Raw genomic sequence first — 12,078 nt, 5'->3', positions numbered from 1 at the left:
GGGGCCGTCCGAAGCAGGACTGTCCGAGGTTGGGTTGCCCGAGCTAGGGCTGTCCGACGCTGGGCTGTCCGAGGTTGGGTTGCCCGAGGTTGGGTTGCCCGAGCTGGGGCCGTCCGACGCTGGGTTGCCCGATGTGGGGTTGTCCGAGGTGGGGGAGCATTTGAGGGACGCCGATTTCGTTCGGGCGGCTTTCCGCGAGGAGTGCCTGCGGCTTGGGGAGGTGCTGGCGACCCTCGATCCGAAGGACCTGGCCCGGCCGACCGGCTGCGTGCCGTGGACGGTGGCTGAACTGCTGGCACATGTCCGCACCGGTGCGGGCCGGCTGATCGACATGCTGGCCGCACCGCCACCGAACGGCACCCTGGTCGACGCCGCCGGCTACTTCGGCGCCGCCAAGTTCACCCCCGAGGTCGATGCCGCCCGCATCGAGTCGGCCCGCGCCGAGTCCGCTCGCATCGAAGCCGCTCGTGGCGTTGCTCATGCCGAGGCCGGTCGCATTGAGGCCGCTGGTGCCGAGGCTGCTCGTGCCGAGGCTGCTCCGGTCGTGGCTGTTCCGGTGGAGGCGGCTCGTGTCGGGGTCGCTCGGGGCGGAGCGGCTCAGGCGGGAGACGGGCGGGTTGACTGTGATGGGAAGAGGCTCGACTCGGAGGGCACGGGTTGGAGGGCTGGCTTGGGTGAGGACTTCGAACGGGCCTGGCGTGCTGCCCTCGCGGCCGTCGAGGCGTACCCAACGGATCGGGTGGTACGCACCCGGCACGGCGATGCGATGACGGTGACGGAGTTCCTGCGTACCCGGGTGGTGGAGGTCGGGGTGCACGGCCTGGACCTGGCGGTGGCGCTGGACCGGCCGCCGTGGCTGACCACGGCCGCCAGCCGGGTCATCGCCGATCTGCTCACCGCGGGCCGCTCCCTGCCGGCGGAGCTGGGCTGGGACCGGCTGACCCTGATCGCCAAGGTGACCGGGCGGATGCCGTGCAGTCCTGCCGAGCAGGCAGCCCTCGCCCGGGTCGGCCTGCCGCTGCTGGCCTTCGGCCCCTGATCCCCGCCGAGCGGGCTGGCTGTGCCGAGCGGGCTGGCTGCGTCGAGGAGGCTGGCTGCGCCGAGCGGGCTGGCTGCGTAGGGAAGGCTGGTTGCGTCGAGTGGGGCGCTTTACCGTGCCGACTCAGGCTCGCTGCCCACCTGGGCCGCGAAGTCACCGCCCGCGCCGACGGCTGCGTCAGGATCCGCTGACGCCGCACCTCGGGGAGCGGGTACGTGGGGGAGGGCGGCACGCAGGCGGGTCAGCACCACCGGGTCGATGCGGCCGGGGGCCAGCCGTTCCTCCAGGTTCTCCAGGCCGGCCCACTCGATCAGGGCGTCCTGCGGATCGGCCGGGTCCGCCGGGTGGCCGAGGGCGGTGAGCAGGCCGGCCACCTCGGCGGCCACCGCGCCGGTCAGGTCGAGCAGGGTGGCCGGGTCGGGGCGGCTGAACATGAGGGTGTGCACGGCCAGCAGTCGGTCGAGTTCGGTGATCGGGTCGGGGTGGTCGTCGACCCGCAGATCGATCATGAGGTCGCCGGTGCCGCCGTACCCTCCGCCGCGACGGACCACGACGAGCCCGGCGCTCTGCTGGCCGCGTCGGTCGCCGCCAGCCTCTTGGCCGGCGCGCAGCGCGGCGAGCAGTCGCTGCGCGAACGGCAGGTCGGTACGGGTCAGCCAGGTGTCGCGCAGCGCGTCGATCACCTCGGGGCCGGTGAGGATGTTGCCCTGCGCGGCCCAGCCGTCGCCGGCCTGGCCGCCCGCCCAGTCCCGGCAGTGCTCCCCGGTGTACGTGGCGCCGGGGCCGGTGGCGGCGACCACACCGACCTGGCGGTGGTCGCGTTCCGGGTCGGCGGCGACCAGGCCGGCGACCACACCCGCCGCCGTCACCCCGGTACGCAGCAGGGCCAGCCCTTGCGGCCGGTAGGCCAGGTTCACGTGCGCCTGGGTGGCGATCGCGCCGACCTGCGCCTCGGCCGCCGGCACCAGCGCGCCCGCAGCCAGGAAACGACTGGCCACGGCGACACCGTGCAGGTGGCCGTCGGCGGAGCGGGCGACGAGTGAGAAGGTCACGTCGGCAAGGTTAGCGCTGGTCACGGCCGGGTTGCCGATTCGGCGAGGGCTTCCCGGTCGACCGGGAAAGCCGACAGGATCTTGCCTGGGGGACCGCGCGGCGGGCACCATCGATCGATGACGACGCGATGGGCGATGACGGTGCCGTTGGACGGGGTCGCGCTGGCCGACCATGCCGCCGTGTACGAGGCTCTTGCCGATGCCGGGTTCACCGACCTGTGGTCCTCCGAGGTCAACGGTGTCGACGCCTTCACCCCGCTGACGCTGGCCGCCGTCTGGCAGCCGGGGTTGCGGCTGGGCACCGCGGTCACGCCGGTGTTCACCCGTGGGCCCGGCCTGCTGGCGATGAGCGCCGCCGCGCTCGCCGACGTCGCGCCGGGCCGGTTCGCCCTGGGCATCGGCGCGTCGTCGCCGGTGGTGGTGTCGGACTGGAACGCGGTCGAGTTCACCGAGCCGTTTCGGCGTACCCGTGACGTGCTGCGGTTCCTGCGGGCGGCGTTGCGGGGGGAGACCGTCGACGGGGCCTTCGACACCTTCGCGGTGCGGCGGTTCAGCCTGCAACGTCCGCCGGCCGTACCGCCGCCGTTGCTGCTGGGCGCGTTGCGGCCGGGCATGCTGCGGCTGGCCGCCGCCGAAGCCGACGGGGTCATTCTGAACTGGCTCGCCGCCACCGACGTACCCCGTGCCGTGGCCGAACTCGGCGAACGCCGTCCGCAGTTCGAGGTGGTCGCCCGGATCTTCGTCTGCCCCACCGAGGACGCCGGGTACGCCCGCACCCTGGGCCGCCGCATGATCACCAGCTACCTGACGGTGCCCGCGTACGCGGAATTCCACAGGTGGCTCGGCCGCCAGGAGGCGCTGTCGGGGATGTGGGAGGCCTGGGCGGCCGGTGACCGGCGAGCCGCGCTCGCCGCCGTGCCGGACGAGGTGGTGGACGCGCTGATCGTGCACGGCTCACCCGAGCAGTGCCGGGCCAAGGTCCGCCGGTACGCCGAGGCAGGGGTGGACGTCCCCGTACTGGCGCTGCTGCCCACCCCCGAACTGGCTGCCGGGGACACGGCGGCCCTGACCACGATGATCGCCCGGCTCGGCCTCGGCTGATCGGATCGTCCTGTGTCGCGCTGAGCCCGGACGGGCCGCAGCGAGGAGTGACCGGCCAGCCGGTCAGCGCCACCGCCGGGCGACGCCGGTATCAGCGCCCCCGCCGGGCGATGCCGGTCTTCAGTGTCACCGCCGGGCGGCGTCGTCTCGGCGTCGCCAGCGCAGCGGCCCCGGATGCACCGACCAGAGCAGCCGCCGCCACCGGGACCGGGCGGCGCGCAGCGCGCCCGTGTAGCGGGTGGCCGCGTCGGCGGCGGCGTCGGCCTGCGCGTCGGTCACCTGACCGGGGGCGAACCCGACCTGGTTGACCAGCCGGGCCAGGTCGTCCACCGCCCGGTACGCGCCCACCGACTGATGCCCGGCCGGTCCCGCCCCAGCGACCTGCGATCCAGCGACCTGCGACACGGCGACCTGCGACACGGCGGCTGGCGACGTGGCGGACAGGGCACGGCGAGCCGCGGCGGCGACCTCGGTGGCGGACAGGTCGGTGGGGACCGGCCGCCCGGCCAGCCGCAGCCCGTCGGTCAGTTCCCGCCAGGCACCGGCGACCCGCAGGTCGGCCGGACCCCGGTGCAGCCGGTTGCGGGTCAGCGCCCGGCGCAGGCCGGCCAGGGTGGCCAGCGCCGCCACGACCAGCAGCAGGAAACCGGCGGTGGCGCCGGCGGCCAGCATCGGCGTGGACAGCCCGGCCTGATCGTCACCGCCCTCGGCAGATGCCGGGGGAGCGGAGGACGCGGACGGTTCCACGGTCGGCTCCGGCTGCTCCGACGGCGGCGGCTTCTCCGGCTGCGGACGGAAGTCCTCTTCCACCGGTCGCGGCTCGTCGTCCGGGCGGGGCAGCGGGTCGAACGGTACCCAGCCCACCCCGTCGAAGAGCACCTCCGGCCAGGCGTACGCGTCACCGGCCCGCACCGGCCCGTCGCCCGGCGCGGCGAACCCGACCACCACCCGCGTCGGTAACCCGGCCAACCGGCCCAGCACCGCGAACGAGGCCGCGAACTGTTCGGAGGTGCCCCGCTGCCCGCCACCGTTACGCGGCCCGAACAGGAAGAACGCCAGATTCGGGTACGCGTGACCACTGGGCGCGTCGGCGACCAGCCGGTAGTGCTCGGCCAGCCACTGCTCGATCGCTGCCGCCCGGGCGTACGGGGCGCCGTTCTCCTCGGCCAGTTGGGCGGCGAGCCGGCGCAACTGGTCGGGTGCGCCGTCCGGCACGTGCAGTACCCGGGCCACCTCGTCCCCGACCGGGGTGTTCGCGGTGGCCAGCAGGTTCGCGTCCGGACGTTCCCGGGCGGAGATCACCGTGTAGCGCAGCCCCGGACTGAGCCCGTCGGGCCGGATCAGGGTGCCGGTGCCCGGGTCGTAGGCCACCCGCGCGCCGGTGACCTCGCGTGGCGTGGCCACCGCCGGCAACAACCGGCCACTCAGCTCGTCGACGGTGATCTCCTGCCGGACCGTCTCCACGGTGGCGTACGTCGCCGGCTGGACCGTCGGCAGGATCCGGCCGGCGTTGCGGTAGGTGGCACCGACCCGCCAGGTCACCCCGTCGTAGTCGCTGAGCACGGCCAGCCGGATCCGGTTGCCACCACCGGCTTCGGTGCGCACCTGAAACAGGTGCTGGTCGGGGCGCAGCGCCCAGCCGGAGATCCGGATCAGCGGGTTCTCGTCCAGCGTCTCGACCTGCGGCGGCTCGACGTAGCGGCGCGGGTCCACCGGTCGTACCTCCACCAGGGCGGCCACCGCCGGGCCGAGCAGCGTCGCCGCCGCGACCACCACCGCCGTACCGGCGGCCGAGGCCACCGCCAGCCGGGCCCGTACCCGTGAGCGCACCGTCGGGGCCAGCGTGTCGAGCGGGTCGTCGCCGCGTCGGGCCGAGGCGGCCAGGCCGAGCCCGGCCAGCACCACCAGCGCCACGGTCGGGCCGATCGCCGGTTCGGCGTTGGGCCCGACGACGTACACCGCGCCGACGTGGAGCAGCACCGGTGGGAGGTAGCCCAGCAGCACCCGCCCGGCGCGCAGGGCCACCTCCGCGCCGGCCAGCCCGGCCAGCCAGGCACCCACCAGCGGCACCAGGACGGTGTCCGGGGTCGGTTCCACCGGGATCATCGCGGTCAGCAGCCGGGGAATGCCGTTACCGGCGGCGTCGGCGGCCACCTGGGCGAACCCGCCCGGCAGACCGGCCCGATCGGCGGTCAGCCGCAGGCACCACGCCGTCCAGCCGGCCATCACCAGCACCGACACCGGCGCGACCAGCCACGACGGCAGCCGCCGCGCCGCGACGCTGACTCCCACCGACCCGAGGGCCGCGCCGGCCACCAGGGCGGTCAGCAGCGAACCCGCGTACACCCGGTCCAGCGTCACCCCGGCCAGGACGACCATGCCGACCAGCGCCGCCGGCACCGGCACCGCCCGCAGCAGCCTCACCACCGGCGTACCCCGTCCCACTCGGCGGCGAACCCGGCCCCGTCGGCCGCGTCCACCACGAGCAGTCCGCCGGTCCCCGGCGGTGTCGGTTCCGCCGCGCCGAAAACCCCGACCACCACCGAGGGGTACGCCCCGCGCAGCGCACCGACGTGCCCCAGGTCGTCGCGCCCACCGGGCCCGGTGAGTACGACCAGGGTGTCGCCGAGACGATCGCGGCGCAGCCGTGCCGCCGCAGCCTCCAACGTGCCCTCGTCCGACAGCGACACCGCCGCCAACCGGTCCAACGGCCCGGTCGGTCCACCGTCGCCGGACCCGTCCGCTGCGGTGCCCTCCCCGCCGAGGTTGTCCGGCGCGGCGAGGTTGTCCGGGGCGGCGACGAAGAGCAGCGTCACGGGCAGGTCCTCGCGTACCGCCGCGGTGACCACCGAGGCCGCCGCCTCACATGCCGACTCGAACGACTCGGCCACTCCGCGTACCCGCTGCGGATGCGCCGCCAGCCGGTTGTCCAGCAGCACCACGATCCGGGGCAGGCTGGTGTCCACGTTCTCCCGCACCATCAGCTCACCGACCCGGGCACTGGTACGCCAGTGCACCCGCCGCAACTCGTCACCCACGACGTACTCCCGCAACGAGTCGAAGGTGATCGAACCGTGCGGTACGGCGTCGACCCGGCCGTCGAGACTGCGGCCCGCGCCGGTGGGCACCGCGCGCAACGGATGGATCGTCGGGTGCACCCACACCGGCACGCTGTCGCCGTAGCTGCGCGCCACCACGACCAGGCCGAGGGGATCGCGGCGGGTCACCCGCAGCGGACCCACCGGCACCACGCCCCGGCGGGCGGTCGGCACCTCGTAGCGGACTGTGGTGTCGGTCCCCGGTCGCAGCCGCAGCACCGGCACCGGCACCACCTGGTCGCCGCACCGGTCGGCGGCGAGCAGACTCGCCGACCGCAACCGACCCACGTTGCGTACGGTCAACGTCATCGCCGCCGGCTCACCCCGCGCCACCCGGTCCGGATCCGCCTGCCGGCGCACCTGCAACCTGGGCCGCCATGCCGCGCTCAACACCGCGACCGCCACGGCGACGCCGGCCGCCGCACCGAGCACCGTCAACTCCGGGTACCCGAACCGGAACCCGGCGCCGAGCAGCAGCACCCCGGCGACGAGCAGACCGATACCCCGGGCGGTGATCCCCACGCCGCTCCTCGCGATCAGGGCTGCGCCGGCGCCGGCTGCCCCGACGGCAACGGCACCGGCACCGACGCGACGGCCTGGCGCAACACGTCCCCGGCGGTCACACCACGCACCTGCGCGTCCGGAGTGAGCAGCAGCCGGTGGGCGAAGACCGGCTCGGCGAGCGTCTTGAGATCCTCCGGCATGATCCAACCCCGGCCGTCGATCAGCGCGTACGCGCACGCCGCCCGGGTCAACGCGATCACCCCGCGCGGGCTCACCCCGACCCGCACCTGCGGATGGGTACGGGTCGCCGCAGCCAGCCGCACCGCGTACGTGTACAGCGGCTCGGCGATGTGCACCCGGCGGGCCATCCGGACCATCTCCCCGATCGTGGTGGTGTCGGTGATCGCGGCCAGCGCCTCGGGGGAGCGGACCGTCGCCCCGCGCAGCACCTCCACCTCCACCGACTCGTCCGGGTAGCCGACGGAAAGCTTGACCAGGAACCGGTCCAGCTGCGCCTCCGGCAGCCGGTAGGTGCCGTCCATCTCCACCGGGTTCTGCGTCGCCACCACCAGGAACGGCTGCGGCACCGGATGGCGTACGCCGTCCACGGTGACCGTGCGCTCCTCCATCACCTCCAGCAGCGCCGACTGCGTCTTCGGCGACGCCCGGTTGATCTCGTCGGCGATGACGATGTTGGCGAACACCGGACCCGGATGGAACTCGAACCCCCGGGTGGCCTGGTTGAAGATGGTCACCCCGGACACGTCCGACGGCAGCAGGTCCGGCGTGAACTGGATCCGCCGCCACTGCCCCTTCACCGTCGCCGCGATCGCCCGCGCGAGGGTCGTCTTACCCACCCCGGGCACGTCCTCCAGCAGCACGTGCCCCTGGGCGAACAGCGCCGTCAACGCCAGCCGGACCACCTGCGGCTTACCGAGCACCACCGCGTTGACGTTCTCCGCCAGCCGGGCGGCCAGGGCGGCGAAGCCCTGCACCTCCTGGTGGTTGAGGGGTTCCTGGCTGTTCACGGTGGTGCTCCTTGCCTGGGGTGGATCAGCAGGTGGGCAGAACGTTGATGTTGTCGCCGTCCTCCAGGTTCAACCAGACCCACGGGATGTAGTTGCGACCGCTGTACTCGACCCGCACCCACCAGGTGCTGCGCTTGTTGTTGTTGTAGACGTACGCGTACACCTCCTCGCCGCGGACCTTGCACAGCGCCTTCAGCCGGGTGCCGGGCTTGGCCCAGCCGACCTGCCGGTCGTTGTCCTGCCGGGGCACCGAGAAGATCTCGTTGCCGTTGCGGCCGTCGCGGTCCCGGTCGCAGTAGGTGCGCTGCTCCGGCTCGTCGCCGTTGACGCAGGTGGCGATGCCGTAGAGCGCATCGGTTTGCTGGGCGCGGGTCGCCGTACCCGAACCGGCGGCGTTGCTGGCCGTCACCGTGAACGTGTAACCGGTGCCCGGCGTCAACCCACCCATCGTGATGCTGGAGCACGGGCCGCTGGTGGCCGGCTGACCTGACCGGGACAGCGTGCACGTCGCCTGCCCACCGCCGGCGTCCACGGTGAACGCCACCGTCGCCGACGTCGCGGTCGCCGACGAACCGGTCACCGTCACCCGGGGCGGCGCCACCGTCCGCGCCGTCGTCGTCGCCTCCGGACCCGCACCGGCCTCGTTGACCGCCCGGACCCGTACCGTCACGTTCTGCCCGTCACCCAGGCCACCCACCGTCGTGCGGGTGTCGGTGACCTCGCTGCGCTGTTCGCCCACCTCCACCACGTACCCGGTGACCGGGCGGCCGTTGGCCTCGGCCGGGGCCCACTGCACCGACACCGTGCCCGGCCGATCCGCCACCGTGCCCGCCGTCAACTCCACCGGCGCACCGGGCACCGTGAACGGCACCACCGTGTCGCTGACCGGCGACGACTCCGACGCCGCACCCTTGTCGTTGACCGCCACCACCGTGAACGCGTACTGCGTGCCGTACGCCAACTCACCGGCGGCGATCACCAACTCGGTGCCCTCCGACTCGCCGGCCGGAGCGTTCGTCCCCGCCGACGTGGCCGTCACCGCGTACCGGGCGATCTTGTTGCCCTGCCCGTTCGCCTCCGGCCAGGTCACCACCACCGTGCCGTCCGGCCGCGCCTGCGCCGAGACGCTGGCCGGCGCGTCCGGCACCTCCGCCGTCGGGCTCACCGGGTTGCTCTTGCGCGACGGTCCCGCACCCTTGGCGTTCACCGCGTGCACGGCGAAGGTGTACGTCTCCCCGTTGGTCAACTCCTTGACCTGCACCGACCGCTGGTTCGCCCCCACCTCCAGGCGCTGCCCGGCACCCTCCACCACGTAGCGGACGATCTCCGCGCCGTTGGCCGCCGCCGGCCGCCAACTCACCCGCGCCTGCGCGTCACCTGCCGACGCGGTCACGCTGCGCGGCGCGCCCGGCTTGCTCACCTGCGGCTTGCGCGGCGGGGGAGGCGGCGGCGGTGGCGGCTCCTCCGGCGGGTCACCACCGAGCACGTCGTTGGCGTACTTGTCGACCTCACGCACCTCGTGCCGATCGTTGACCACCCGGGCGGTCGCCGCGTTCGGTGCGTTGATGAACAGGTGGTTCTCCCGCACCTCCAACTCCAGCGGCCCGCCCCAACGGCCCCGGATGGTGTCCACCAACTGGCCCGCCGCGTCGAACGCGTACACCACACCCGCCGCGTCGTCGGCACAGTAGATCCGACCCGCCCAGGCCACCGCGGCGCCCAGCCGGTCACCCTCACCCGGCACCGTGAACGACCGCACCTCGCCGTCGGCGACCGCGTGCACCTGCCGCTGCCCGGCCACCGTCACCGGCACCACCGGCCCGCTGGTACGCGTCGGCAACGTGCCCGGCCCGGTCAACTGCTCACCCAGCACCGTACGACGTGTCTCGCCCCGCACCACCGTCACCAGCGCCCCGGCCGTACGGTCCAGCACCGCCACACCGTCATCCAGCGTGGACACCATCAACTCGTGGCTGGGCTCCGCCACGTCATGGGTCTCGACCTGCTGCGGCGACACCGGCGCATCCGACGCCCCCGACGCCGGCAACCGGGCGGCGGTGATCGCCGACACCGTGCCCTCGGCCGGCACCGCGATCCACAACCGACCCTCGCCGTCGAACGTGCCACCGGTGATCCCCGGCGGGTACCGCACCGGCTCACCCACCGGCGTCAGCGACCGGGGATCCAACTGCCGCACCACACCCTGCACCGCGTCCACCACGAACGCGGCATCCTCGTGCAGCGCCACACTGACGCCCAACCCGGGCGTGGTCGGCGTGGTCGCGGTGATCTGGAGCGTGGCCAGGTCCAGCGCGCTGATCTGGCCACTGTGCAGGTCGCGCAGCACCAACATCCGATCCGTCTGCACCACCTGCATCGGATGCCGCCGCGCCGCAGGCACCTCCATCCGGGTGTCCACCCGGGCGGTCACCCCGTTGACCCGGGCCAGTTCGCTGCGCGCCGCGCTCCACAACCAGGAACTCGCGTCGTAGCTGGCCACCGCGTTGTCCGCCGAGCCGAGACCGAGCACGGTCAGACCCATCGCCGCCAGCAGCGCCAGCACCGTCGCCACGGTGACCAGACCACCCCGCAGCCGGGACCGGGACCGGGTCGTGCGGGTCGGAACGACCTCGTCCATGCTCGCCACAGTTGGCGCCTCCCGTGTCGTCCTGGCAGGTGGCGCCCCCGTACGGCAACCCCTCCCCTGAGCCGGGAGCCATCATATGGTCACGCTACGGACGCCGGGAACCCGCATTGTCCGCCTGTGGACACCCTGCGTGGCGTGTCGTCGGCGTGTCCTCGGACCACCGTCGAGCTGCGACGGCGTACCGGTCAGTTCGTCGGCTCGCCGTCCTCCCGGCTGGTGCACACCTGGCTGGAGGTGGCGAACTGGTCGGTGCCGTAGACAGCGAGCACGGTGAAGCAGTAGTCCACCTGGGAGTTCAGCCCGTTGACCGTGTACCTGGTCTCCCCGGGCCCCACGGTGGCCATCACGCCCAGCGACTGACCGGCCCGCCCACCGGCCACCATGAACGGCACCAGCCCGTCCGCCGGATCGACCCAGGTCAGGGTGATCGTGCTCCGATCGTCGCGCAACGCGAGCTCCGCAGGCGGCGCCCCACCCTGCGGCTGCGCCGCCGAGTCGGGCGCCGTCGGCGACGCGGCGGACCGCCGGTCGAGGAGCAACAGCCCGACCCCGAGCATCGCCGCGAGAGCCACCACCACCGCGACCACGGCCACCACCACCACGACCCGGCTCCGGCCGGGCGCCGGCGTCATCATGGGATGTTGGTACGGCGGCGTGCCCCCCGATCGCGCCGGCATCCCCGCTGGCGGCTGACCGGGCGGTTGCTGCCCCCAACCGGCCGACGGGTACGCCGGACCACTGGACGGTGGGTAGGCCTGCGGTGTAGCTGGTTGCGTCGGCGGGTAGGCCTGCGGTGCCGCTGGTTGCGTCGGCGGTGGGTAGGCGTGCGGCGTCGCTGGTGGTGCGGGCGGGGGATAAGCCTGCGATGTCGCTGGTGGTGCGGGCGGTGGGAAAGCCTGCGGTGTCGCTGGTGGTGCGGGCGAGGGGTGAGCCTGCGGTGTCGTGGCTTGCGTGGGTGGTGGGTACGCCGGCGACGTCGTTGCTTGCCCGGGCGGGGGATATGCCTGTGGTGCGGGCGGTGTCGTTGGTGGCGTGGACGGCGGGTAAGTCGGCGATCCGGACTGGCCCGGCGATGGATGAGCCTGCGGTGTCGTCGGTTGCGGGGGCGGTGAGTAGGTCGGCGGAGGGGGCGGGATCTGCTGGGCCGACCGCTGCGGGTGCTCGGCACCGAAACCACCGTGTTGCTGCGGCCCGCCCGCGCTGCCGTAACCACCCGAACTGACGGATGGGTCGCCAGCCGGCAGGCGGTGCGGCGGCCCACTGATCGGACGGTACGCCGGTGTCTCCGCGGCAGGGCCGGGAAGGCTGCCGGCGGCTGCGCGCGGGAACGGCACCCTGCCCGGCGGCCCGCTCGTCGGTCCGGGCTGGGGCAGCGGCGCGGTCAACTCGTGCGCCGCCGGGCTCACCGGCGCGACCTGTCCCGCGTCGCCGAACCCCGGCACCTGGTGCGGCTGCGGCCGGGACCGATCATCACTCGGCACCGAGGGTGGGGCACTGGTCGGTGCTCCGCCGAGTGGGGGCGCGCTGTGCGGTGGTCCGCTGACCGGGGGTGCGCTCTGCGGTGGCCCGCTGACGGGGAGCGTGCCGTGTGGGGGTGCGCTGACCGGAA

The 12,078-nt window shown here is 73.8% G+C and carries 8 protein-coding genes; 2 read left to right on the top strand and 6 right to left on the bottom strand.

Annotation, left to right across the window (positions count from 1 at the left end; all coding sequences use genetic code 11):
* The first annotated feature begins 160 nt into the window (after positions 1-160).
* Positions 161-1,039, top strand: a complete 879-nt coding sequence (locus JMF97_RS04215) for a maleylpyruvate isomerase N-terminal domain-containing protein (protein WP_203220349.1) — start codon at positions 161-163, stop codon at positions 1,037-1,039.
* A gap of 110 nt (positions 1,040-1,149) precedes the next feature.
* On the opposite strand, the gene JMF97_RS04210 is transcribed toward JMF97_RS04215, so the two are convergent.
* Positions 1,150-2,091: a DUF1028 domain-containing protein gene (locus JMF97_RS04210; protein WP_203220348.1), complete on the bottom strand. Its 942-nt coding sequence runs from the start codon at positions 2,089-2,091 to the stop codon at positions 1,150-1,152.
* 135 nt (positions 2,092-2,226) lie between these two features.
* Here JMF97_RS04210 and JMF97_RS04205 point away from each other — a divergent pair, with 135 nt between their 5' ends.
* Positions 2,227-3,192, top strand: a complete 966-nt coding sequence (locus JMF97_RS04205) for an LLM class F420-dependent oxidoreductase (protein ID WP_203220854.1) — start codon at positions 2,227-2,229, stop codon at positions 3,190-3,192.
* Between the two features lie 126 nt (positions 3,193-3,318).
* Here JMF97_RS04205 and JMF97_RS04200 read toward each other — a convergent pair whose 3' ends face one another.
* The 5 genes from JMF97_RS04200 to JMF97_RS04180 all read right to left on the bottom strand — a co-directional run bounded on the left by JMF97_RS04200 (position 3,319) and on the right by JMF97_RS04180 (position 11,101).
* Positions 3,319-5,637 carry a transglutaminase TgpA family protein gene (locus JMF97_RS04200; protein ID WP_203220347.1) on the bottom strand — a complete coding sequence of 773 codons (2,319 nt, stop codon included), beginning with the start codon at positions 5,635-5,637 and terminating at the stop codon, positions 3,319-3,321.
* Entirely contained in the window at positions 5,613-6,812 is a 1,200-nt protein-coding gene (locus JMF97_RS04195) for a DUF58 domain-containing protein (RefSeq protein WP_203220346.1), read from the bottom strand. The genes JMF97_RS04200 and JMF97_RS04195 overlap by 25 nt, the downstream gene beginning before the upstream one ends.
* A gap of 14 nt (positions 6,813-6,826) precedes the next feature.
* On the bottom strand, positions 6,827-7,822 hold the full coding sequence (locus JMF97_RS04190; RefSeq protein ID WP_013734760.1) for an AAA family ATPase: 996 nt from the start codon (positions 7,820-7,822) through the stop codon (positions 6,827-6,829).
* Positions 7,823-7,847: 25 nt separating this feature from the next.
* Positions 7,848-10,460: a fibronectin type III domain-containing protein gene (locus tag JMF97_RS04185; protein WP_203220345.1), complete on the bottom strand. Its 2,613-nt coding sequence runs from the start codon at positions 10,458-10,460 to the stop codon at positions 7,848-7,850.
* Between the two features lie 194 nt (positions 10,461-10,654).
* Positions 10,655-11,101, bottom strand: a complete 447-nt coding sequence (locus JMF97_RS04180; protein WP_238358817.1) for a fibronectin type III domain-containing protein — start codon at positions 11,099-11,101, stop codon at positions 10,655-10,657.
* Positions 11,102-12,078 lie beyond the last annotated feature (977 nt).

Source organism: Micromonospora fiedleri (assembly GCF_016774385.1).
GTDB lineage: Bacteria > Actinomycetota > Actinomycetes > Mycobacteriales > Micromonosporaceae > Micromonospora > Micromonospora gifhornensis.
This window is presented reverse-complemented; position numbering and strand designations above follow the sequence as displayed.

What these genes read in the sequence shown, in the direction of transcription:
- JMF97_RS04205 (WP_203220854.1), top strand. Translation starts at nt 2,227, where the DNA reads ATGACGGTGCCGTTGGACGGGGTCGCGCTGGCCGACCATGCCGCCGTG.
- JMF97_RS04185 (WP_203220345.1), bottom strand. Translation starts at nt 10,460, where the DNA reads ATGGACGAGGTCGTTCCGACCCGCACGACCCGGTCCCGGTCCCGGCTG.
- JMF97_RS04180 (WP_238358817.1), bottom strand. Translation starts at nt 11,101, where the DNA reads ATGACGCCGGCGCCCGGCCGGAGCCGGGTCGTGGTGGTGGTGGCCGTG.